Source organism: Salinimicrobium sp. 3283s (genome assembly GCF_039602225.1).
Classification (GTDB): Bacteria; Bacteroidota; Bacteroidia; order Flavobacteriales; family Flavobacteriaceae; genus Salinimicrobium; species Salinimicrobium profundisediminis.
On the sequence record NZ_CP143631.1, the window covers coordinates 204,323 to 228,207 of the forward strand.

General features: G+C 42.5%; 24 protein-coding genes. 18 read left to right on the forward strand and 6 right to left on the reverse strand.

The genetic code is table 11. From position 1 onward, the window contains the following. Window positions 1-2: 2 nt before the first annotated feature. The 9 genes from VS868_RS00925 (at window position 3) to ribB (ending at window position 8,085) form a co-directional block, all read left to right on the forward strand. Window positions 3-641 carry a peroxiredoxin gene (locus VS868_RS00925; RefSeq protein ID WP_345598891.1) on the forward strand — a complete coding sequence of 213 codons (639 nt, stop codon included), beginning with the start codon at window positions 3-5 and terminating at the stop codon, window positions 639-641. A gap of 13 nt (window positions 642-654) precedes the next feature. After that, the gene (locus VS868_RS00930) at window positions 655-966 is read left to right on the forward strand and encodes a thioredoxin family protein (protein WP_266068999.1); all 312 of its coding nucleotides are present in this window, start codon (window positions 655-657) and stop codon (window positions 964-966) included. Then, entirely contained in the window at window positions 947-1,195 is a 249-nt protein-coding gene (locus VS868_RS00935; RefSeq protein ID WP_266069000.1) for a hypothetical protein, read from the forward strand. Before VS868_RS00930 ends, VS868_RS00935 begins: the two co-directional genes overlap by 20 nt. Window positions 1,196-1,324: 129 nt before the next feature. Continuing rightward, window positions 1,325-1,825 carry a thiol peroxidase gene (gene tpx / locus VS868_RS00940; protein WP_266069001.1) on the forward strand — a complete coding sequence of 167 codons (501 nt, stop codon included), beginning with the start codon at window positions 1,325-1,327 and terminating at the stop codon, window positions 1,823-1,825. Then, complete coding sequence (locus VS868_RS00945) at window positions 1,825-2,193, forward strand: diacylglycerol kinase family protein (RefSeq protein ID WP_266069002.1); 369 nt, start codon at window positions 1,825-1,827, stop codon at window positions 2,191-2,193. The genes tpx and VS868_RS00945 overlap by 1 nt, the downstream gene beginning before the upstream one ends. Before the next feature lie 224 nt (window positions 2,194-2,417). Further along, window positions 2,418-4,799, forward strand: coding sequence for a DNA translocase FtsK 4TM domain-containing protein (locus VS868_RS00950; protein ID WP_345598892.1), 2,382 nt, complete (start codon window positions 2,418-2,420; stop codon window positions 4,797-4,799). A 17-nt stretch (window positions 4,800-4,816) separates the two neighbouring features. Continuing rightward, window positions 4,817-5,461, forward strand: coding sequence for an outer membrane lipoprotein carrier protein LolA (locus tag VS868_RS00955; protein ID WP_266069005.1), 645 nt, complete (start codon window positions 4,817-4,819; stop codon window positions 5,459-5,461). A 5-nt stretch (window positions 5,462-5,466) separates the two neighbouring features. After that, a complete protein-coding gene (locus VS868_RS00960) occupies window positions 5,467-6,918 on the forward strand; it encodes an LptF/LptG family permease (protein WP_345598893.1) in 1,452 nt (483 codons plus the stop codon). Window positions 6,919-6,948: 30 nt separating this feature from the next. Continuing rightward, on the forward strand, window positions 6,949-8,085 hold the full coding sequence (ribB, locus tag VS868_RS00965; protein WP_345598894.1) for a 3,4-dihydroxy-2-butanone-4-phosphate synthase: 1,137 nt from the start codon (window positions 6,949-6,951) through the stop codon (window positions 8,083-8,085). On the opposite strand, the gene VS868_RS00970 is transcribed toward ribB, so the two are convergent. Further along, window positions 8,082-8,711, reverse strand: a complete 630-nt coding sequence (locus VS868_RS00970; protein WP_345598895.1) for an NAD(P)H-dependent oxidoreductase — start codon at window positions 8,709-8,711, stop codon at window positions 8,082-8,084. The genes ribB and VS868_RS00970 overlap by 4 nt on opposite strands. Window positions 8,712-9,159: 448 nt before the next feature. Here VS868_RS00970 and VS868_RS00975 point away from each other — a divergent pair, with 448 nt between their 5' ends. Beyond that, on the forward strand, window positions 9,160-10,227 hold the full coding sequence (locus tag VS868_RS00975) for an AraC family transcriptional regulator (RefSeq protein ID WP_345598896.1): 1,068 nt from the start codon (window positions 9,160-9,162) through the stop codon (window positions 10,225-10,227). On the opposite strand, the gene ligD is transcribed toward VS868_RS00975, so the two are convergent. Together ligD and VS868_RS00985 are read right to left on the reverse strand one after the other, a co-directional pair. After that, window positions 10,224-12,647 carry a DNA ligase D gene (gene ligD / locus VS868_RS00980; RefSeq protein ID WP_345598897.1) on the reverse strand — a complete coding sequence of 808 codons (2,424 nt, stop codon included), beginning with the start codon at window positions 12,645-12,647 and terminating at the stop codon, window positions 10,224-10,226. The genes VS868_RS00975 and ligD overlap by 4 nt on opposite strands. Continuing rightward, window positions 12,647-13,426 carry a Ku protein gene (locus VS868_RS00985; RefSeq protein WP_266069015.1) on the reverse strand — a complete coding sequence of 260 codons (780 nt, stop codon included), beginning with the start codon at window positions 13,424-13,426 and terminating at the stop codon, window positions 12,647-12,649. Before VS868_RS00985 ends, ligD begins: the two co-directional genes overlap by 1 nt. Before the next feature lie 232 nt (window positions 13,427-13,658). On the opposite strand from VS868_RS00985, the gene VS868_RS00990 reads away from it, so the two are divergent. From VS868_RS00990 to VS868_RS01000, 3 genes are read left to right on the forward strand one after another with little or no spacing between them, the layout of a single operon-like run. Then, window positions 13,659-14,516, forward strand: coding sequence for an SDR family oxidoreductase (locus tag VS868_RS00990; RefSeq protein ID WP_345598898.1), 858 nt, complete (start codon window positions 13,659-13,661; stop codon window positions 14,514-14,516). Window positions 14,517-14,519: 3 nt separating this feature from the next. Then, a complete protein-coding gene (locus VS868_RS00995; protein ID WP_345598899.1) occupies window positions 14,520-15,179 on the forward strand; it encodes an NAD(P)H-dependent oxidoreductase in 660 nt (219 codons plus the stop codon). Between the two features lie 34 nt (window positions 15,180-15,213). Next, window positions 15,214-15,570: a phage holin family protein gene (locus VS868_RS01000; RefSeq protein ID WP_266069018.1), complete on the forward strand. Its 357-nt coding sequence runs from the start codon at window positions 15,214-15,216 to the stop codon at window positions 15,568-15,570. Window positions 15,571-15,707: 137 nt separating this feature from the next. Here VS868_RS01000 and VS868_RS01005 read toward each other — a convergent pair whose 3' ends face one another. Further along, the gene (locus tag VS868_RS01005) at window positions 15,708-16,793 is read right to left on the reverse strand and encodes an NADH:flavin oxidoreductase/NADH oxidase (RefSeq protein ID WP_345598901.1); all 1,086 of its coding nucleotides are present in this window, start codon (window positions 16,791-16,793) and stop codon (window positions 15,708-15,710) included. 186 nt (window positions 16,794-16,979) lie between these two features. Between VS868_RS01005 and xseA the strand changes: the two genes are divergently transcribed. The 5 genes from xseA to xth all read left to right on the forward strand — a co-directional run bounded on the left by xseA (window position 16,980) and on the right by xth (window position 21,867). After that, on the forward strand, window positions 16,980-18,230 hold the full coding sequence (gene xseA, locus VS868_RS01010; protein WP_345598902.1) for an exodeoxyribonuclease VII large subunit: 1,251 nt from the start codon (window positions 16,980-16,982) through the stop codon (window positions 18,228-18,230). Beyond that, window positions 18,230-18,430 (forward strand): exodeoxyribonuclease VII small subunit, encoded by a 201-nt coding sequence (gene xseB / locus VS868_RS01015; protein ID WP_345598903.1) that lies wholly within the window; start codon window positions 18,230-18,232, stop codon window positions 18,428-18,430. The genes xseA and xseB overlap by 1 nt, the downstream gene beginning before the upstream one ends. Window positions 18,431-18,567: 137 nt before the next feature. Then, entirely contained in the window at window positions 18,568-19,704 is a 1,137-nt protein-coding gene (locus VS868_RS01020; protein WP_345599860.1) for a GAF domain-containing sensor histidine kinase, read from the forward strand. 229 nt (window positions 19,705-19,933) lie between these two features. Continuing rightward, window positions 19,934-21,094, forward strand: coding sequence for a PQQ-dependent sugar dehydrogenase (locus VS868_RS01025; RefSeq protein WP_345598904.1), 1,161 nt, complete (start codon window positions 19,934-19,936; stop codon window positions 21,092-21,094). After that, the gene (xth, locus tag VS868_RS01030) at window positions 21,091-21,867 is read left to right on the forward strand and encodes an exodeoxyribonuclease III (RefSeq protein ID WP_345598905.1); all 777 of its coding nucleotides are present in this window, start codon (window positions 21,091-21,093) and stop codon (window positions 21,865-21,867) included. Before VS868_RS01025 ends, xth begins: the two co-directional genes overlap by 4 nt. Here the strand turns inward: xth and VS868_RS01035 are convergent. Together VS868_RS01035 and metF are read right to left on the reverse strand one after the other, a co-directional pair. Beyond that, a complete protein-coding gene (locus tag VS868_RS01035; RefSeq protein WP_266069025.1) occupies window positions 21,834-22,745 on the reverse strand; it encodes a hypothetical protein in 912 nt (303 codons plus the stop codon). The two genes, xth and VS868_RS01035, sit on opposite strands and share 34 nt — an antisense overlap. Window positions 22,746-22,888: 143 nt before the next feature. After that, the gene (gene metF, locus VS868_RS01040) at window positions 22,889-23,845 is read right to left on the reverse strand and encodes a methylenetetrahydrofolate reductase [NAD(P)H] (RefSeq protein ID WP_345598906.1); all 957 of its coding nucleotides are present in this window, start codon (window positions 23,843-23,845) and stop codon (window positions 22,889-22,891) included. Window positions 23,846-23,885 lie beyond the last annotated feature (40 nt).

A 23,885-nucleotide genomic window follows, 5' to 3' on the forward strand; every position in this document is an offset into this window, starting at 1 on the left:
CTATGGCATTAGTAGGAAAAAAATTTCCAAACTTAGAAGTAAACGCTATGAACGATATGGGTGATACTTTTAAGATCAACGTATTCGAAGAAGCTAAAAATAACGGAAAAAAAGTTTTGCTTTTTTGGTACCCAAAAGATTTCACCTTTGTTTGCCCTACAGAACTACACGCATTTCAGGAAGCTCTTGCTGAGTTTGAAAAAAGAAATGTAATGGTAATTGGTGCTTCATGTGATACTCCAGAGGTTCACTTTGCCTGGTTAAATACTCCAAAAGACGACGGAGGAATTGAAGGTGTTACCTACCCAATCCTTGCTGACTCTAACAGGAACCTTGCTAACCAACTTGGCATCCTTGACATTACAAACGAGAGCTACAACGAAGAAACCGGTATCTACACTGTAGAAGGTGATAACGTAACTTACCGTGCTACTTACCTTATTGACGAAGAAGGAACAGTATTCCACGAAAGTATTAACCACATGCCACTTGGTAGAAACGTAAAAGAATTCATCCGTTTGATCGATGCTTACACTCACGTACAGGAAAAAGGTGAAGTATGTCCTGCAAACTGGGAAGAAGGAAAAGATGCCATGAGTGCAAACCGTAAGGGAGTAGCATCTTACCTAAGCTCTAACTAAAAAACGCATTACAATGAGAGAATTGACTGAAGATAATTTGGCTGAAGTAGTTGCCGATAATGAAACTGTAGTTGTACAGTACATGGCCGGATGGTGCGGTAACTGCAGGGTGATGAAGCCCAAGTTCAAGAAGCTTGCTGCCGAAAATGAAAACGCAACTTTTCTCCTGGTTGATGCCGAAAAGAATCCTGAATCCAGGAAAATGGCCAAAGTAGACAATTTGCCAACTTTTGCCACTTTTAAAAACGGTGCATTTGTAAACCAGGTGCAAACCAACAAATTTGAACTTTTAAAAGACCTAGTTAATGAAGTTACCAGTAATTAGACACCTGCAAAAGAACAACGATAAAGAAAAGCTTGAAAACACGCTTGAAGTTTTAGAATCGTTCTGCGACCACAGGTCGGTGAGTGAGGAAGAAATGGATGTGATTGGAGAGTTGATCAGCAACATTTGCGGTGCTCTTGAAGTTCAGAATATGATAGATGAAGGAATGCCCGAAAGAGATGCGGCAAACAACTTCATGAAAAAAGTGTTGAGTTCTATAGATAAATAGACCCGCACAATACATAGATAATAAAGGCTGTCTCTCGTTTTTGAGGCAGCCTTTTTGTTTTATGACAATTTTAGTAAAATACCATCCCCAAAATTTTAATTTTAGTAGCTCAACCTAAGAAAAGTCGATATGTCACAAATAACGCATAAAGGAAAACCTATTACTACTTATGGCCACCTGCCCGAAAAAGGGGAAAGAGCTCCGCATTTTGAATTATTAAAATCAGACCTCAGCGTTGCCACCCTTCAGGATTTTAAGGGTAAGCGGGTGATCATGAATATATTCCCAAGTATTGACACCAACGTTTGCGCCACCTCGGTAAATAACTTTAGTGAACGGGCAGCCGATCTTGAGAACGTAGTGGTACTAAATATTTCCCGCGACCTGCCATTTGCCCAGGAGCGGTTCAGGAAAGTCAATGAAATTTCTAACGGAATAAACCTTTCAGACTTCAGGGAACGCAACTTCGGAAAAGATTATGGCCTCGAGATCATAGATGGCCCTATGGAAGGATTATTGTCACGCGTAGTTATTGTGCTCGATGAGAACGGAAAGATTCTCCACACCGAACAGGTAGATAAGATTGAAGATGAGCCTAACTACCTGGAAGCTCTTAAACCCTTGCTATAATGTATAATTTCATCACCGGCCGAATCAAAGGAGGTGGTTATGCAATAAAAGGTGCGTGGCTGCTACTGCGCCATGAACCCAGTATACAGGTGCAGTTTGTTATTGCCGTGATTATGACCATTGCGGGGTTTTTCTTCGGAATTACCCCGACTGAATGGGTCATGCAAATCTTTGCCATTGGGCTGGTAATGGCCACCGAAGGTGTAAACACTGCCATTGAGAACATTGCCGACTTTGTACATGCCGATTATCACGTAAAAATAGGACGCATAAAAGACGTTGCGGCAGGAGCTGTTTTCTTTGCCGCCATAGCAGCCGTGGCCGTTGGGCTCATTATATATATCCCCTATATCTTTTATACCGTCTAGACTTATCGAATTTCATTTAAGCTGAAAGCGCAGGCAATAGATCCCTCACACCCGATACCTTCCAAAAATGGCATTTTTGAGAAACATTTTTTAGAGGGTCGGGATTAAAGCAAAACTTATTCGGTGATCTGCCGCTAACAAAACTTCTTTAAAATAGATTTTACCTTTTCTTTATATTAGCTGGCACTAATTTGTATTTTTGCGCCCAAACCTTCAGTTCTACTATGGCTAAAAGAAAAGCTGTCAAAAAATCTTCTTCAAAATCCTCTTTTTCGAAGTCCTCGTTAAGGCTTTCCCCTAAGGGAAAGGTGCTATTGGGAAGCTTTTTGATCTTTTTTGGCCTTGCGCTGTTAATTGCCTTTACCTCTTTTCTTTTTAACTGGCAGGTAGATCAAAGTACCCTTTCACAGCTAGGCAACCGTGAAGTTGAAACAAAAAACCTTCTCAGCAAGTTTGGGGCCGCTATAAGCAACTTCTTTATTTATGAAGGCTTTGGTATTGCAGCCTTTGCATTTGCTTTTCTCACTATTACCACGGGGATCTACTATTTTATGAGCCTTAACAAAAAAGCTTTGTTCCGGTTTTGGTTCTGGGGCCTTCTGGTGATGATCTGGGTTTCGGTTTTCCTGGGATTCTTTGCTGAATCTAATGCCCTGCTTGGTGGTACCGTGGGTTACGAAATAAATGATTACCTTCAGGATTACCTGGGCTTTACCGGTACAGTACTCCTGCTTTCATTCTTGTTCATCGCATACATGGTGATAAGGCTAAAAATTACTCCCGAAAAGTTGATTTCAGCTTTAAAAAGAACTAAAGAAAATATTTCAGAAGATTTCCAGACGTCTTCTTCTGTTTCTGAAGACTTCGGATCAAAAAATACTTCAGAAGCAACCAAACCGGCACCCCAACACAAACAGGCAGAACAGCCAAAGCCTGCAACGCCTGAAGCAGAAAAACCAACACCTCCACAACCCGCTCCCGAAAAAGTTGTAATCCGTTCAGAAGAAAACCCCGATGACGTGGCGATGGAAGTTGAAACGGCGCACGAGGAAGAAGAACTTGACGATAACCTGAGCCGTAAACTGGTAGAAGATTATGGCGAGTTTGACCCAACTCTTGAACTTAAGAATTACCAGTTCCCTACCATTGAACTTCTCAAAGATCACAACGCCAATGGCGGCGGTATTACCATTAACCAGGAAGAACTTGAGGAGAACAAGAACAGGATTGTTGATACCCTCAAAAATTACAAGATTGATATTGCGCAAATCAAGGCTACTGTTGGCCCTACCGTGACGCTATACGAGATCATCCCCGAGGCAGGAATAAGGATTTCGAAGATCAAGAGCCTTGAAGACGATATTGCACTTTCCCTTTCAGCTTTAGGCATCAGGATCATTGCCCCAATTCCGGGAAAGGGAACTATTGGTATTGAAGTTCCAAATAAGAATTCCACCATGGTTTCCATGAGAAGCGTAATAGCCTCCCCCCGGTTTCAAAATGCCGAAATGGAACTGCCAATGGCTTTGGGTAAAACGATCTCGAACGAGACCTTTGTGGTTGACCTTGCTAAAATGCCTCACCTGCTTATGGCAGGAGCTACAGGCCAGGGTAAATCTGTTGGGCTTAACGCTATTCTTACTTCCCTTCTTTACAGCAAGCATCCTGCAGAGGTGAAGTTTATTCTGGTAGATCCAAAAAAGGTAGAATTAACGCTCTTTAATAAAATAGAAAGACATTACCTCGCGAAGCTTCCCGATACCGACGAAGCTATAATTACAGATAACACCAAGGTGATCAATACCCTCAATTCGTTGTGTATTGAGATGGACAACCGGTACGAGTTGCTTAAAGACGCCATGGTAAGGAATATAAAAGAGTACAATGTAAAGTTCAAGGCTAGAAAACTGAACCCCGAGAACGGCCATAAATTTCTGCCTTATATTGTACTGGTGGTAGACGAATTTGCCGATCTTATTATGACGGCCGGTAAAGAAGTTGAAGCTCCAATAGCAAGACTGGCCCAGTTGGCCCGGGCTATTGGTATACATTTGATCATTGCTACCCAGCGGCCTTCGGTGAACGTAATTACGGGGATCATCAAAGCAAACTTCCCTGCCCGTATAGCTTTCAGGGTAACTTCAAAGATAGATTCACGTACTATTCTCGACAGCCAGGGGGCCGATCAACTTATTGGAAAGGGAGATATGCTATTCACCCAGGGCAACACGCTACTCAGGTTACAATGTGCTTTTGTTGACACTCCCGAAGTAGATAAGATCACCGAATTCATTGGTTCGCAAAAGGCTTATGCCGATGCTTATCACCTCCCTGAATACAGCGGAGAGGAAAGTGGCACATCTCTTGATATTGACGTAAGCGACCGGGACAACCTCTTCCGCGAAGCTGCCGAAGTCATAGTGATCGCACAACAGGGATCGGCATCTTTACTTCAGAGAAAGCTGAAACTGGGGTATAACCGCGCAGGCAGGATCATTGATCAACTGGAGGCAGCCGGAGTCGTGGGCCCCTTTGAGGGCAGCAAGGCACGACAAGTACTGGTGCAGGATCTGGAAGGCCTGAACCAGCTGTTAAATGAAGAATAGTATAACCACATAAGAAAATGAAAAAAATAATTTTAGTAGTAGCGGCAATAATGACTTTTATGGCAGGAAATGCCCAATCGTCTAAAGAAGCCAAACAATTGCTCAGCGAAGTTTCCTCGAAGGTGGAATCTTATGAAAACATAGTTATTGAGTTCAAATATGGACTTGAAAATACTGCCGAGAATGTAAAGCACGAAACCCGTGGAGATGTAAGCCTTGAAGGTGAAAAATACCTGCTCAACATTATGGGCACCACCCGGTTATTTGACGGGGCAAAATTGTACACCATTATCCCCGAAGATGAAGAAATTAATATTTCCTCACATAATCCGGAGGACGACCAGGATATTAGTCCGTCTAAAATGCTGACCTTTTACAACAACGGGTACAAAACAGAAATGGGGCCTGTACAGGATCTTAAGGGACGTAAAATTCAGTATGTAAAGCTTACACCTATTGATTCCAACGCCGAGATTAAAGAAATTCACCTTGGCATTGACAAACAAACAAAGCACATCTATAACATGATCCAAACGCAGGACAATGGCACTAAAATCACAATTACAGTAAACAGTTTCAAGACCAATCAACCCCTGCCCCAGTCACTGTTCCAGTTTAAAGAAAGCAGGTATAAAGACTATTATATTAACCGGTTAGACTAAGTTAATTGAAAATACTAGACAGGTACATACTTACCAGCTACCTAAGAACGTTCTTTTCGGTCTTTGTGATACTCATGTTCATATTTGTATTACAAACCATCTGGCTGTACATTGGGGAGCTGGCAGGTAAAGATCTCGATGCCGAGGTCATCTTTAAATTCCTGTTATACTTTAGTCCGAAGCTGGTACCGCTGGTACTGCCGCTCACCATCCTGCTTACTTCAATCATGACCTTTGGTAATTTTGCCGAAAATTATGAATTCGCAGCAATGAAATCGGCAGGAATATCTTTACAGCGGGCAATGCGCCCCCTTACTTTTTTCATCTTACTGGTAAGTATTACCGCCTTTTTCTTTTCCAATAATGTAATTCCTGCTGCCGAGTATAAATCTATAAACCTGAGGAGAAACATCGCCCAGTTAAAGCCCGCAATGGCTATTTCTGAAGGAGTATTTAACGACCTGGGCCAGATCAATATTAAAGTTGAAGAAAAATCGGGAGAACGAGGCCAGTATCTTAAAGATGTCATCATTCATAAAAAGAACGAGCGCCGCCCCGGAAATCACACCGTAATTAAAGCTACAGAAGGAGAATTGGTAGGAAGCACAGGCTCAAATGTTTTAAGTTTGATCCTGAAGGATGGTAACTACTACGATGAGATCATCCCCGATTCTCCGCGCGACAGGCAGAAAAAGCCTTTTGCAAAAAGCTATTTTGAAGAGTACGTGATCAACATGGATCTTTCAGGGTTCAACGACATAGACCTTGATGAGGAGAATTACAGCAACTCCCATAACATGCTCAAGATCTCAGAACTCACCCGAACTATAGATTCTTTCTCTACTTCCTATAATGAGGACCTGGAATCTTTTTCAAGAAATATGTACAGCCGCACAGGGGTCGAAAATCTCAAGAGAGAAAACACTGCCACAGAAGATACGGTTATTGAACCCGAAAAAGGTATTCTACCCCTCTATGAAACCCATGAGGCCTCGCAGATTGTTAATCTCGCGCTGGGCAATGTCAATGGTGCACTCGTTACGGTGGTTGGTAAGCGTACAGAACTGTCGCAGGCTTCAAAACGCCTTAATAAATTTGAGATCGCCCTGCACGAGAAATATGTGCTTGGCTTTGCCTGTATTGTTCTTTTCTTTGTAGGTGCGCCCCTGGGAGCCATCATTAGAAAAGGAGGAATGGGATTGCCCATGGTGATAGCCGTGCTGTTGTTCCTCACCTATCACTTTATTGGGATCTTTGCCAAGAACAGTGCCGAAGAAGGGCAGGTTAGCCCGTTCCTGGGAACCTGGCTTTCTACCCTCATCATGCTTCCTTTAGGAATTTTTCTCACCTATAGAGCAACTACAGATCAGGGATTATTCAGCTTTAGCATTCTCTTTGAGCCTATTAAAAAGTTGCTGAAAAGAACGCACATTATGGGTCGTTCCCAAAAGGATTAATATCTTTACCGGCAATAATACTGCACATCTATGATTACTGAAACTTCATTTCAACTACATACTATTAAAGAAGCTATTGATGACATTAGAGCCGGTAAGGTGATCATTGTTGTTGACGATGAAGATCGTGAAAATGAAGGAGATTTCCTTGCTGCAGCTTCCAAGGTAACTCCCGAAATGATCAACTTTATGGCTACTCACGGTCGGGGTCTCATTTGCGCCCCTATTACCGAGAAGCGTTGTAAAGAACTGCAACTCGAAATGATGGTTGGCAACAGTACAGATCCTATGGAAACTGCTTTTACTATTTCTGTAGATCTTAAAGGAAAAGGAGTAACCACAGGAATTTCGGCATCAGACAGAGCAGAGACTGTAAAAGCCCTTATTGATCCTGACACCAAACCTTTTGACCTTAGTCGTCCCGGACATATTTTTCCGCTTAAAGCTAAAGAAGGAGGCGTGTTAAGACGTACAGGTCATACCGAAGCTGCTATTGACTTTGCAAGGCTTGCAGGCTTTCCTCCTGCCGGGGTAATTGTAGAGATCATGAATGAAGATGGTTCTATGGCACGGCTGCCGCAGCTCCTGGAGGTAGCTAAAAAATTCGACCTTAAGGTAGTTTCTATTGAAGATCTTGTAGCTTATAGAATGCTGCATGATTCTCTTATTACCAAAAAGGAAGACTTTGATATCAACACCCGCTTTGGAACATTTAGGTTAAGAGCCTACCAACAAACCACCAATAAGCAGGTGCATATCGCACTTACCAAAGGCGCATGGAAATCTTCAGATCCGGTGCTGGTACGCATGAATTCAACGCTTGTCAATAATGACATTTTAGGCACCCTTACAAACGACGCCGATAAGAAGCTAGATTACATGTTCAAGGCGATAAATGAAGAAGGAAAGGGAGCTATAGTCTTTATTAACCAGGAAAGCCAGTCCCTCAATTTACTTAAAAGACTTGGTGAACTTAAAGACCTTCAAAAAACGGGAGAAATGAAAGCTCCTCCCCTTGTGATGGATTCTAAGGACTTCGGAATTGGAGCCCAGATACTTCACGATCTCAAAATCCACAAACTTCGTCTCTTATCTAATACAAAACAGACTAAACGCGTGGGAATGATAGGATACGGACTCGAAATTATTGAGTACGTAAAATATTAAATTTCAATAACAGTGTCTTCCAGGGGCCTTCTCACTTTTTTAAGGGAAGCAAAAAAATCATCTTGGGCACGGTAACCTACAGGTAAGGCAAGTACTGCTTCAAGGCCGTATTTTTCAAGCTCAAGGATTTTATTATACTTATGCGGTTCAAAACCTTCCATAGGGCAGGAATCTATTTTTTCTACTGCACAAACCGTGAGCAAAGTACCTAGCACAAGATAAGCCTGGTGAGTGGCCCATATTTTTACTTCACTAACAGGCTTTTGTTCAAAATCTCCTACTAATGACTCTTTAAAGGGATGCAGTATCTCATCAGGAGTTTTTCGCACATCCTGAACCGTCTTAAAATAGTTTTCAATAAAAGCTTTATTCACGGTACGTTCAATGCAAATAACCAGCACATGAGAGGCGGTGTTTACCTGTTGTTGATTGTAAGAGGCTTTCATCAGCTTCTCCTGCACATCCTTATTTTGCACCATCACCAATCTAAGGGGCTGTAGCCCGTAAGAGGTAGCAGTGAGGTTAAAAGCATTTTTGAGTATTTCTATCTTCTCTGTCGGAAGTAGTTTTTCAGGATCAAATTTCTTTGCTGCATAACGCCACTTTAGCGCATCTACACTTTCCATAACTAAAATTTTCACAAAGATACATCCCTCAAACAGAGGCTGCAAATGAAGCGTGTAGTAAGAAAAAAGGGGGAATATTTTTAAAATTACTCGCGTTTACGCTCTCGTTTTTCACGGTATAAGTTGTAAACCTTTCGAATCAAGAAAACGCTCACCAATAAAACTCCCAGGATCTCGAGTCCCAATATCAAATAAAATAACCCCATACACTAATGTTTATTGGAGTCTCGTTGAATCCAAAAAACCAAATGTACCTTAAAGCACTGTTAAAGGTTACCGTTATTAGCACAACCTATACAACTTATAACACAACTTTAAATATATGATTTTATAAAATCAGGTATTTTTAAGATAAATCCTTTATAATTTTCTATAGATTATCTCATCCAAAAAGGATTTGTTAGAGTAAATTTAAAATAAACTGAAGACCAAAAAAGAAAACCACTAGATGGAAATTTTTGTAAAAGCTCTTCCTGTTGAAGAGATTATTGAAAGCTTATCCAAACAATTTAGAACTCCGCTTAAAAAAGATGCCGGAGAACTCACCATAGAACTCCCTGAAAAACTTGGACAGGGTTTCATTAGAGGAACCAGTTTTGATTCGGGTATAGGGATCATTGAATACAATGTGACCTTTTACAAGGATATGGAGATCCATTTCACTATTAACCAAACCCATCCTTTAAAGTTCATATTTTGTTCTGAAGGCAGGGTAAACCACGCCTTTGAAGAAAACGAAGACATTCATACCATAGATACCTACCAAAATGTGATCGTGTCCAGTAGCGGGTACAACGGCCATGTGCTTTACTTTAAAGCCAATGAGACCTCGCATGTTTTTAGCCTGGAGATCATTCGGGCCGAATTCAATAAAAGAAAGAACTTTGGGTACAAAGATATCAGCCCACGCCTGGAGCGGCTGTTTAAAGATGACGTAGCCCAGGAACTTTTCTTCTACCAGGGTAATTACAGCATTCAGGCTGCCGATATCGTAGAAGACATCGCTAAAAAGGATCATACCGGCTTCTTGCGTTTCATATTTTTAGAAGGTAAAGCCTATGAGATGCTCACCAAACAAATAAGCCAGTTCATAGACGATGAACAAAACGACAGTAAATCTACCATGCTTAGAAGAAGTGATGTAGAAAAAGTCAAAAGAGCTGTAGACGTGATCAACCAGGATCTCAATAATAATTATTCTGTTGATGAGCTGGCCAAAGAAGTAGGAACTAATGTAAATAAATTACAGGAAGGTTTCAGGTACATGTTCAACCTCACTGTGAATAAATATGTACAACAGGTAAAGCTCGAAGCTGCAAAAGAAATGCTTAGTGAATCAGATCAAAACATATCACAAATTGTTGGCCAGATTGGGCTAAACAACCGAAGCTATTTTTCAAAGATATTCAAAGAAAAATATGGTGTAAGTCCCAAGTACTTTCTAAATAACAAATTCAACGAAAGCGAACACAGCACCGAAAATGAGGAAGACGAAGATGATAATGGTAAAAATTAGCCCGAAAGTGCATCAATGGCCTTTTCTATATCAATGCCCTTTTCAAGTACTGGTTTAAATAGATCAGGTTTTTCCTGAATTCTGGCCGGCATGGTTTTTATAGTAAAATCTTTCATGTCAAGACCAGGTTGCACTTCATGCCACTCAAGCGGTGCCGAAACCGTTGCTCCCGGTTTGGGACGGGCACAATATGGGGCAGCAAGGGTCTGCCCTTTTCTGTTCTGAAGAAAATCCAGGTAGATCTTGCCTTGCCGCTTTTTAACATTGCGCTCCATTGAAGTGAGACCGGGAAGTTTCTCCTGAATAAAATAGCACAAAATCTTCGTGAAATCCCGGGCTTCATCATAAGTATATTTCGCGCCCAGCGGAATATAAATGTGGATCCCGCTTGAACCTGAAGTCTTGGGGTAGCCAGGTATTTTGGCCTTATCGAGAATTTCTTTCGCTGCCTGTGCAACTTCTATCACCTGCTCAAAAGTGTTCTTTTCTGAAGGGTCTATGTCAATAACCGTAAAATCTGGGTGAAGCAGGTTCTGCACCCTCGAGTTCCACGGATTGATCTCAATACACCCCAAATTAGCCATGTAAATAAGACTGGCTTCATTCTGGCACAGAATGTACTCCAATTCGCGGTTGTTGTGCTTTGAAAATACTTTGGCAGATTCCAGCCAGTGTGGGAAAATACCCGCTGTATCTTTCTGGTAGAATCCCTCTTCAAGGATGCCGTTGGGATGCCGGTGTAGATTCTGCGGCCTGTCCTTCAAAAATGGCAAAATCGTATCACTTATTTGCAGGTAATATTCTATGAGATCGTATTTTCTCAATCCCGACTTTGGCCAGTAAACCTTATCAAGATTGCTAATGGGCACAGATATGCCCCCAATATCCAGCGTGTTCCCTTCCTTTTTTGATGTGGGCTTATGCTTAGGGACTCCCGCAGTTTTTTCCCTGGTTATCTCCTTCGGAAGTTTATCCATCCGCAGTCCTTTAAAAGAAGGGTGTCGCATATGTCCGCTGCGGGTCCATTCAGAAAAAGTGACTTCACAGATCAATTCCGGAGTAAGCCAGGTAGGCTTTCGTCCTTTTAAGGAAGGCTTCTTCTTAAAAGGCATGGCCTTAGTAACCATCTCCTGGAATTTGTCGAAAAGTTCCTTTTTATCATCTTCACTAAAACCCGTGCCGCAGTTGCCAATATAAACCAGCTCTTCATCTCGGTGCATTCCCAAAATCAGAGATCCAAACGGCCCTCCTTTATCTGAATCTGTATACCCGCAAATCAATGCTTCCTGGCTTTCAAAAGCTTTTATCTTTAGCCATTTATCACTCCTGGAGCCTGGAAGGTACCGGGAATCAGCTTTTTTGGCAATCACACCTTCCATTCCCATTTCCAATGCCTGCTCAAAAAAGGCTTTTCCCATGCTCTCTACATGATCACAGTAATATACCTGCGGAATATCTTCTATCACTTCCTGAATTAAACTTTTTCTTTCGGAAAGTGGCAGGTGCATAACATTGTGCCCGTTAAGGTGCAACAGGTCAAAAACGTAATATCGCAATTCTCCTGAAGGTGCTTTCTGGTAATTCTGAAGTTTTTGAAAAACGGGTTTCCCACTCTCATCGAGCGCCACAATTTCCCCATCAAGCACCGCATCATGCGGAATATTCTTTAGCTGCTCATAAATTTCCCTGAATTTGGCTTTAAACGAAATACCATTCCTGGAATACAGGTCCACTTTCCCTTTTTGGATATTGGCCAAAGCGCGATATCCATCCCACTTTAATTCAAAAATCCAGTTGGCCTTATTAAAGATCTCCTTTGCTTTTGTGGCAAGCATGGGCTTGATCAATTCATTTACTTCAAGCTGTTTTACCTTCTCTTTACTGGCGTGTTCACTAAGGTTTTCGGCATCATAACTTAAATCTGTAGAAAAATCGTCAGCCTTCTTGATAAGCAACCATTGATTGTCTTTTTCACCACCTCGCCCGGTATGCACCAGTGCAAAAGTTCCTTTTATTTTGGTGCCAAAAAAGGTAATTTTAAGGTCCCCCTTTTTCAGCATTTTAAGCAGGTCTTCTTCGCCTCCGCCACCAGATGCCTCATAAGTACCTTCATCCCAAATACTCATCTCCCCTGCTCCATAATTCCCTTTAGGGATTGTTCCTTTAAAAGTGAGGTATTTTATGGGGTGGTCTTCGGTCATGATTGCCAGCCGCTTATCGGCAGGGTTCATAGATGGGCCTTTGGGTACGGCCCAGCTCTTTAGTACGCCTTCCATTTCCAGGCGCAGGTCGTAATGCAGGCGGGTTGCCCTGTGCCGCTGAATCACGAACCTAAACTTCCCTCCATTCTTTTCATAAGCAGCATCGGGTTCGGGAGTTTTCTGAAAATCTCTTTTTTTGATGTACTCGTCAAGTGCCATTAGGAAGCTTTAGTTTTCTTCTTCTTTTTATCAAGACTCGCCTTTAACTGCGCCATAAGATCGGTCGCAGGAGTGGCTTTTGACTCAAATTTTTCGGTTTTGGTTTTCTTACCGCCGCTCTTCGCTTTAATGATCTTTAAGAGTTGATCATTATAGACATCTTTATACTTTTCAAAATCGAATTCTTCAGTATATTGTTCAATGAGCGATTTGGCCATATCAATTTCCTTTTTGGAAACTTTGGTGTCGGGGAGTTTTAGTTCGGTAGGGTCGCGTATCTCATCAGCAAACCTAATCACATGCAACACGAGGGCGTCTTTGTATACCCCAACAAGGCTAAGGTTCTCTTTGGCACGCATTACAAAAGTGGCCACGCCCAGTTTGCCGGTATCCTTCAAAGCAGCTTTTAAAAGATTATATGATTTCTCCCCATCCTTTTGAGGCTCCAGGAAATACGGCTTTTTAAAGAGCACATCGGCCACATCCTTTTCTTCAATGAATTCTTCAATATCTATGGTGCGGGATTTTTTCATATTGGCCTTGTCAAAATCCTCTTTCTCCAGCACAATATAAGAGTCGTCTTTTAAGTAGCCCTTTACAATATCCTTCCACTCCACTTCTTCACCCGTCACTTCATTCACTCGTTTGTATCGTATCCTGGCGTGGTCATTCTTGTCGAGCATATCGAGATCGAGTTTTCTTTCTTCACTGCCCGAGTACATTTTAATAGGGATAGTCACTAAACCAAAACTTATTGAGCCGTTCCAGATTGACCTCATAATTTGAAGATTTTAATTGATATACTACAAGATACCCGATTTTCTATTTATACCCGAAGTATTAGCATTGTCTTAACGGGCTACACCCCCGCAAGCCCTCAATGCGTTAAGATTTGAGAAAAAAACAGCTAAAGCTTTCTTAATCATTTTGTTGCAGGCTCAAAAAGAAACTAACTTAGGAATCCACGATTTTAAAACCATTGTAAAAGGCCGTAAAACAAAAGAAACAGAGATGAACAGACTGGAAAAAAAAGTAGCGATTATAACCGGCGGAGCCACGGGAATTGGGGAAGCCATTTCTAAGAAATTTGCAGCCGAAGGCGCCGAAGTGCTTGTGGTGGGCATGCCGCAAGACCCGGTAAAAGAGGTTATTAGTGACATCAAGAAATCTAAAGGAAAGGCTATAGGTTATTCTGCCGATATTTCTTCGGAAGAAAATGCCAAAGATGCTGTAGAAACCGCCGTTAAACACTTCGGCCGTATAGACATTCTCATCAACAACGCAGGGGTTTATCCTGAAGTAAATACAATAGACCAATATTCTCCTGAAGCCTTTGATAATCTTCTGAAGAACAACCTGAGAACGGCATTTTTGATGACCAAATATGCCATTCCACATTTGCAGAAGTCGCAGGGCTGCATTGTTTCAGCAGGATCGGAAGCAGGAAAAATTGGTATCCCCAGTGTCACGCCCTACGGTGGAACAAAAGGATTTATGCACGCTTTTATGAAAGGAGTCGCAGCCGAGCAGGCAAAGAACGGAATTAGGGCAAACTGCGTTGCTCCCGGCCCTATCGATACCGCGTGGACGCACAAAGAAACAAGTGATATCACCAAAAAGATAGAAAAACAAATGATGAGCGCTACCCCACTTGGCCGCCGCGGCACACCCGAAGAAATTGCCAATGTGTACCTTTTCCTGGCATCCGATGAAGCTTCTTATGTCACCGGCGCCGTCTACTCTGCCGATGGAGGGATCACTATTGGAAAAGGGCCGGTTGGAGATGAAGTACCCTCTAAACTAAAAAAAGAACCTAAAGGAAATCTTAAACTAAAGCACCAAATGGACGGTGCAACAAACATGCGATAAATTATGTCTCTAAAAGCAATATTTTTAAACTGTACCCTCAAAAAATCACCTGAAACCTCCAACACTACTGCCTTTATCAAACAGGCCGAAAAGATCTTCACCAGTCTGGAGGTAGAAACCGAAGAAATAAGGGTCATAGACCACAATGTAAAATTCGGAAATACATCTGATGAAGGGGAAGGCGATGACTGGCCAAAAATCCTGAAAAAGATCAAAGAAAGCGACATCATGATCCTCGCTACTCCAATCTGGCGGGGCGACCGCAGTGCCGTGGCTAAATTGGTAGCCGAAAGATTTGATGGCATTTGGAGCGAAGCCGATGAAGATACGGGACAGTATCCTACTTTCAATAAAGTTGGTGGCGTGATGGTTGACGGTAATGAAGATGGTGCCAAAAAGGCCATTTCCAGCATTTGTTTTGACCTCTCTGAACACGGCTTTACAATTCCTGTAAATGCCTTTAGCTACTACGTAGGCAAGGCAGGCCCGGGCCCTGCTTATATCGAGGCCAATGGTGACCGGCATTTTTTCACCAACCGCAACCTCTATCACATGGTTCACAACCTGGTGCACGTGGCAAAAGTGCTTAAAGAAAAACCTTACCAAACCAACGTGAACGAATTAAAAAAGCAAGCTGAAAAAGTAAGCGACACCGATAAATAAACCATCACCAACCCAACCTTAAAAACCAACCCATATGTTAAGCTGGCTAATACATATTATCATTGACGCCGCTGTGCTCCTTATCGCAGCAAAAATGTTTCCCAAAGTAGAGCTAAAAGGCTGGAAAACCGCCCTTGTAGTGGCACTGCTTATTGGGGTTCTAAGCTTTTTCTTAAGCTGGATCCTTACGGCTGTGCTCAATATTGCCACTTTAGGGATCTTCTATTTCCTCGGATTAGGATTTATCACCAGGATCATCGCCTATGCGATCATCATCGAACTGGCCGATAAACTGAGTACAGGCTTCAAAACCCACGGTTTCATGCCTTCCTTATGGCTGGCAATAATTATAGCTGTAGTGGGGTCACTTGTAGACTGGATAATTCTTTAAAATTTCTGCGGAATTTTTAAACTGAAATGAGGCTGTCTTAAAGCGCTAAAGTCCTTCGGAAGTTATTTTCAGAACTCAAAACCCTGAAATTATTTCCAAAGCGACTGAAGTAGTACTTTTAAGACAGCCTCATTTTTTTATTTTGCCCGTTTTGCTCTTAGGTATTGATTAGGCCAATCTACAGTGGCACCTAATGCGGCAGCGGCTTCTAATGGAAAATAAGGATTCCGAAGTAATTCCCTGCCCAGCAGTATAATATCGGCCTGTTCATGCTGCAGCACCTCTTCGGCTTCCTGCGGCGTGGTGATCAAACCTACTGCAGCCGACATGATCCCTGATTCTTTCTTTATTTTTTCTGAAAATGGCACCTGGTATTTCTTTGCTACCGGAATGCTCACCCCGGCCACAAGTCCGCCCGAAGAACAATCTATCACATCAACTCCTTCTTGTTTAAGCCGTTTTGCCAGCTCCACCGATTCCTCTTCATTCCAGCCTCCGGCAGCCCAATCGGTCGCAGAGATCCTCACGAATAGCGGGAGATCATCTGGCCAGTTTTCTTTCACGGCACGTGTAACTTCCAGCAAGAGTCTTATGCGGTTTTCAAAAGATCCGCCGTAGTTATCGGTTCTATGGTTGCTTAACGGAGACAGGAATTGGTGCAGCAAATATCCATGAGCAGCATGAATTTCCAGCACTTTAAAACCTGCCAAAAATGCCCTTTTTGAAGCCTCTTTAAAATCGGAGATCACTTTCTCAACTCCTTCGGAATTCAATGCTTCCGGCTCCGGGTTATCATCATAAAAAGGAATTTCTGAGGGAGCAACCGGTTGCCAGCCACCTTCATTTTCAGAAAGAAACTTCCCGCCCTGCCAGGGGCTGCTGGTAGACGCTTTTCTCCCGGCATGAGCCAGCTGGATGCCCGGAACACTTCCCTGGCCCTCCAAAAATACCGTTATTTCCTTCAGTTTTTCAACGTGTTCATCCTTCCAAATCCCAAGATCATCGGGCGTGATACGGGCTTCGGGAGAAACCGCGGTAGCTTCAGAAATTACAAGTCCTGCCCCGCCGCTTGCACGGGTTCCCAGGTGTACAAGGTGCCAGTTATTGGCAAAACCGTCTTTGCTACTGTACATGCACATGGGAGAAACTCCAATTCGGTTTTTAAATGTTATAGATTTTATTTTGAGTGGCTCAAAGAGCCGGGGAGAATTACTGTTGTTCATATAAAGCTATTTTCCATCAAAAGTAGCAAAAACACTAGCGCAGGGTTAGCTGCTCTTATAGTAAATTAAGATCTATAGATCAGTCAAATTGATACGCTTCAGCAAAAGACCTTCAAAAATGCCATTTTTGAGACAATAGTTTTTAGGATAGATATTTTGCAATATCTTAGCTTGTAAGATTAAGCTATGCCTGCCAAACAAGTTTTCCCGCTGTCCAAGCTTACCGAAGCTATTGAGAATGTGATAAACAGTCATTGCAGCAAGGTGGTATGGGTAAAAGCCGAAATCGTTAAACTGAATCATTACCCCCACACCGGCCACTGCTACCCCGATCTCGTGGAGAAAAAAGACGGAAAGATCATCGCCGAACTCAGAGGTAATATCTGGAAATCTAACTTTGATCTTATCAATAACAAATTCAGAAATGTTTTAAATGAAGATCTTCGCGATGATATGACGGTTGTAGTACAGGCAACGGTCACTTTCCATTCGGTTTACGGGCTGGCGCTGAACATTCTTGACATAGACCCCGAATACACTTTGGGGGAACTGGCCAAACAACGTGCAGAGGCTATAAAAAAACTCATTGCCGAAGACATTTTTGACGCCAATAAACAACAGCCACTGCCTCAACTTCCCAAGACTATTGCAATTATCTCGGTGAACAGCAGTAAAGGTTATCAGGATTTTATCAATGTGATTGAGAACAACCCCTGGGGTTATCAGTTTCAGTATAAACTTTTTCCTGCCATTTTACAGGGAGAAAGGGCTGTGACCACCATTACTGCGCAGTTAGAGAAAATAAAGCATCATAAAAAGCTCTTTGATGCCGTGGCTATTATTAGGGGAGGTGGCGGAGAAATAGGCCTTAGCTGCTACGATAATTACCAGCTGGCAAAGAAAATCGCCCAGTTCCCGATCCCGGTTTTAACCGGCATTGGACATTCCACCAACCAGACCGTTAGTGAACTTGTGAGTTACAAGAGTTTTATTACGCCCACAAAAATAGCTGAATTCCTTCTTCAGGAGTTTCACAATTTCTCCCAGCCCCTCCGGGAAAATATTCAGAAAATAATTGCCGGCGCAAACCTGCTTTTTGAGAGGCAGGAAACACAGCTCTCGCGGGTATCCACCTCCTTCGGTTTCTTGGCGAACAGGATAGTAGACCGGGAGAAGAACAGGCTCGCCTCCTTCAGGCAGACGGTTACTTCAGAAAGTAAAGCTGTCATAAAATATGAAGCTGCAAATTTAAAGAACATCACTACTTCAGTAGAACTGCTGTCTCCAAAGAACATCATGAAGCGGGGTTTCAGCATTACCCGGAAAAACGGAAAGATCGTTACCAACTCGGCTGCGGTAGCACCGGGAGATCTTGTAGAAACCGAATTCTTTGAAGGAAAAGCTTCCGCAGAAATAAAAAATACCGAAAGTAAATAATGGGAACAAAGATCACATACACCGAAGCATTTACCGAATTACAGGAGATTGTAGGTGAAATGGAGAATGCCGAAATTGGCATTGACGAGCTCGATGCGAAGGTGAAACGCGCCTCTGCCCTGCTCAAAATTTGCAGGGAAAAACTCTATAAAACCGAACAAAATGTGCTTGAAACACTCAAAGCCATAGACCCGCAATAAACTGATAAATATTTCCACACTGCGTTTTTAAAATTTTATTTGTAATTTGCTAATTGCTTTAGAAATTAAAAAAAAATATACGTATTAAAGTAAATTCTCCTCTCGATTTATCTGGTGATATAGCCGCCATAAATCAAATTTCGGTAGTTCCGCAATTACTGGAAGTTGTTTGTCGTACCACTAAAATGGGTTTTGCTGCCATTGCCAGGGTAACAGATGACCGCTGGGTGACCTGTGCCACACATGACCTTATCTCTTTTGGGCTCACACCCGGAGATGAACTGGACGTTGAAACTACTCTATGCCATGAGGTGCACCAAAACCGAAAGGCTGTGGTTATAGACAACGTGGCTAATGATACAAGTTACTGCAACCATCACACTCCAAAAATTTATGGGTTGCAGAGTTATATTTCGGTGCCGGTGTACAGGAAGAATGGTGAATTTTTTGGAACGCTTTGCGCTATTGATCCCAATCCGCAGGAGATCAATACCCCCGAAATCACCACGATGTTCCAGCTTTATGCCGAGCTTATTTCCTTTCACCTCGATGCCGTAGAAAAAATTAAGCTTAGTGAAGACAATCTAAAGGAAGAGAAGGAAATCGCCCAACTTAGAGATCAATTCATTGCCATTCTTGGGCATGATCTTAAGAACCCTATCGCTACTATGCGAATGAGTGCCGACATTCTCCTTAAAATGTCTAAAGAGGAATTCACCCTTCGCAATGCTGCCCTTATTAAGTCTACTTCTTACAGAATGCAGGCGCTTATTGAAAATATTCTCGATTTTGCCCGCGGGCAAATGGGAGAAGGCATTATTCTGGAGAAAGAGAAGCACAACCATAGCCTGGAAGAAATGCTGAAGCAGGTTATCAAGGAGATGAAAGTACTGGCTCCCGACAGGGAGATCATCTTTAGCTGCAAGCTTGATCATGAGGTGAACTGTGACAAGAACCGCATTGGGCAACTACTGTCAAACCTGCTGGGAAATGCCCATGAACATGGTAATGCCGAAGCCCTGATTAAGGTGGAGGCCAGCACAAATGACCATCACTTCAAATTAAAAGTATCAAACTCGGGAGAAAAAATTTCTGACGAAGCTTTAGCTCACCTTTTTCAGCCTTTCTACCGCGAAGGAGAAGACACCAACAAAAAAGGTTTGGGACTGGGACTTTTTATAGCTTCAGAAATTGCAAAAGCGCACCACGGAGAATTAACAGTATCTTCAAACGAGCAGGAAACTGCTTTTGTATTAGAGATTCCGCTCGAATAGCTTCCGAAGAAAACAGCCCTTCAAAAATGCCATTTTTGAGGCTGAATATTTTTAGGCCGGCAGTAATTTCTGCTTCAGGCTGCCAGTGTGAATTAGCATAAATTTTTCACTCCTCCAGCCAGCAAGATCATAAAAAACTATAAAGCTTCAACACACCGTGTTAAGTCTTTACTAATCAGCTTGTAAGCAGGCGCAAGTCTTTTTATCTTAGGTAGGTAAAAAAATTGCTATGAGAAAAAATACGAGATCACAGGCTGTTGCAATCCCTCTTGCGGGGCAACAAAAAATTCTAATTTCATTTTTAACCCTTCTACTCTTCAGCCTTACAGCTTTGGCCCAAAAATCTACTGTAAGAACCGATGCTGGTGATGTGCAGGTGCGTAAAATAGTTGAAAATCTTGATCATCCCTGGGGAATGGCATTTTTGCCAGATGGCAGGTTGCTGGTTACAGAAAGAGCAGGAACCCTCCGCATCCTAAAAGACAGCACACTTTCAGAGCCACTTATGGGTACTCCTGAAGTTTTTGCGCAGGGACAGGGCGGAATGCTGGATGTAGCTTTACATCCAAATTTTCAGGAAAATCAATTTATCTACCTCTCTTTTGCTGAACCCGGAAACAATGGTACAGCTTCTACTGCCCTTGGTAGAGGAAAACTTGAGGGAAATACAATCAAAGATTTCGAAACCATCTTCCGCATGGAACCAAAAGTTGAAGGCCCTAATCACTTTGGAGGCCGGATTCTTTTTACTGAAGGAAATGACATTTTTCTCACCCTTGCTGAAAGATTCAAGTTCGAACCGGCTCAGGATCTTTCAAGTCACCTCGGAACCGTGGTAAGACTGGAAGATGATGGAACTGCTTCTGAAGAAAACCCTGCTTTCGACGATGCCAACGCTCTTGCTGAAATATGGTCTTACGGACATAGAAATATTGAAAGTGCGGCGATTCATCCCGAAACCGGAGCCCTTTGGGTAGCCGAAATGGGGCCCATGGGCGGTGACGAACTGCAACCCGCCAAAGCCGGAAAGAATTACGGCTGGCCGGTGGTGAGCTGGGGAGATAATTACGACGGAACTGAAATTCCCAAACCCACTACCCGTCCTGAATTTGCAGATGCAGTAATTCACTGGACACCCACTATTTCCCCTTCCGGAATGATATTCTATGATGGCAACCTTTTCCCCGAATGGAAGAACAGCATGATGATTGGTGGCCTTACTGCTGCCGGAATTGTGCGGGTAGACGTGAACGGTGATAATGCCCAGGAAGTAGAACGCATTCCACTTACCACCAGAGTGCGTGATGTAGAACAGGGTCCCGATGGCAGTATTTGGGTGCTAACAGATGAAGATAACGGAAAGATCCTACAGCTTAAGCCTCTAAAATGAGGATTGCCACCTACAATGTAAATGGAATTAATGCCCGCCTCCCTGTTCTACTTAAATGGCTGGAGGAAACCAAGCCAGATGTGGCCTGCTTTCAGGAATTAAAAGCACCCGATGAGAAGATTCCGAAACAGGATATAGAAAAAGCGGGTTATAAAGCCATCTGGCATGGACAAAAACGCTGGAATGGCGTGGCCATTCTCGCTAAAAACGGACTTGAAATTGAGGAAACCGGCCGCGGCCTTGCCGGGGAACCCGAAGATGAACAAAGCAGGTATATCGAAGCCGTGGTGAATGAGATCACTATTGGCTGCCTTTACCTCCCAAATGGAAATCCGGCACCGGGACCAAAGCTCGACTATAAAATGCGCTGGCTTCAACGTCTCTCAAAAAGAGCAAAAGAGCTACTGGATAGTGACGTTGCTGTAGTTCTCACCGGAGATTATAATGTAATACCTACCGAAAAAGATGTTTATAAACCTGAACGATGGGTAGATGACGCATTGTTCAGGCCCGAAGTGAGAAAAGCATTTCACAGCCTTGTAGCTCAGGGATGGACAGATGCCATCAGAAAATTATATCCCGAAGAGACCATCTATACCTTCTTTGACTACTTCCGGAATGCCTTTGAAAGAAACGCCGGATTGCGCATTGACCATTTCCTGCTAAGTCCTCATCTTACCAACAAGCTCAAAGACGGCGGAGTGGACAATCATGTACGCGGCTGGGAAAAGACCAGTGATCACGCCCCGGTGTGGATCGAGCTGGAAGAGTAAAAGGTGCTTTTCTGTGCTTCAGGTTTAATTTTCTTAAAAAATATTATACTGCATACTACTGCCAGGATCAAGGCCGGGGGCATGATAAAGACCACCGGAATCACATTTACCCCTATTAAAGCCATTGCTATGATCTTGGCTACCAATGCACTCATTAAGAAACAGAGAAATACAAGAGTAACTGCAGATATAAAATATCCCCACTTTCTATCTTTTATAAACAAATATCCTCCTACAAAGGATAATGGTAGGAGAATGGAAAGATCAAGTCCCTGCACAGTCAAACTGGTATAATGTTCCACAGATGCGGGTATAATACTGCCGTCTATTAGAGGTGCCACTATAATCTGGAGCCAGAGCAGTGCAATAGCTGAAGATAGGAATATTAGGAAACCTCCAATAAATTTCCGTGGAAGTCCCGGCTCGAATCCTGCTTTGAGAGTATCCGGATTTATATTTAGTAGTGTAAGGGCGAGGGCAAAAAAAGAAGTTGAAGTGAGAATAACATACACTATAAAAAGCCCATTATACATCCCCATGTTCATGTAAAATAGATAGGTGATGAAAAAGAACTTTACTAATCCTGCATGGAAAAGTATTTTTTTGAGACCCGGCTTTTTAAGATAAAAGGTAGAAATTAAAAGAACGGGCACCGCGATAAAGAGTATCACGTAATCATGTGCAATCCCCTGCACTGCAACTTCGCTGGACATGTGTTGGTAAAGTCCGCGACCATAGATCTCTATTTGCTGCCCACGAATGGATTCATAAAAATAAGATTCGCCTCCGGAAGTATAAAAAATCCCGGCAGCCGCTGCAACAGCAGCAAAGATTGCGGTAATAACAGACAGAACTGAAATGATCCTGAAATTTTTCATTTTTGAAGAATATTTAAAAAATAAATTTCAGAATTCTTCAGTATAAAAATATTGATAAAAATCAGGAAATGAATAAGTTATAGCCACAAAATGAGGCTTCAAAAATGACATTTTTGAAGCCTCATGCTATAATTAATTTCTTCCTAAAAAACCTGTGAAGCAATAGCTTTAATATTTGAACTTTTACCCATTGAATAGTAATGCAAAACCGGAATTCCTGCCGCCACCAATTCTTTACTTTGTTCAATACACCACTCAATCCCTACCTGGTGAACCTCTTCATTGTTCTTGCATTTCTCAACCTCTCTGGTAAGGTCGTTGGGCATATCTACATGAAAACGATGCGGTATTAGGGTGAGCTGCTTTTTGGTGGCGATAGGCTTAAGCCCCGGTATTATTGGCACTGTGATCCCACTTTCCCTGCAACTTTTCTCAAATTCAAAGAACTTCTGGTTGTCAAAAAACATCTGGGTCACCACATATTCGGCACCGGCTTCAATTTTAGCTTTAAGCCGCTGAATGTCCTTTTCGATACTGGGTGCTTCCATGTGCTTTTCGGGATACCCTGCCACTCCCACACAAAAATCGGTTTTGTGACCATTTTCCAGGGCTTCATCAAGGAATTTTCCCCGGTTCATAGCCGAAATTTGCTCTACCAGTTCATTTGCATAATTGTGCCCCTGGGGATCTGGTGTAAAATAGATCTCACTTTTTACCGCATCCCCTCTAAGTGCCATTACGTTCTTGATCCCGAGAAAATCGAGGTCAATCAGGAAGTTTTCGGTGTCTTCTTTAGAGAATCCCCCGCATAAAATATGGGGCACGGCATCTACTTTGTACTTACTCTGTATGGCTGCACAAATACCGACTGTGCCAGGCCTTTTTCGCACCACTCTCTTTTCCAGCAGCCCCTTTGCCCGCTCGATATACACATATTCTTCACGATGATAAGTCACATCAATAAAGGGTGGCTTAAACTCCATTAACGGATCTATACCATCAAAAATTGACTGAATATTTTGCCCTTTTAGAGGGGGCAGGATCTCGAAGGAAAAAAGTGTCTTATTTTTGGAAGCACTTAAGTGTTCTGTAATTTTCATTTCTTGTAATTCTTTAATTTCAGGAGATTTCGGATTTCTT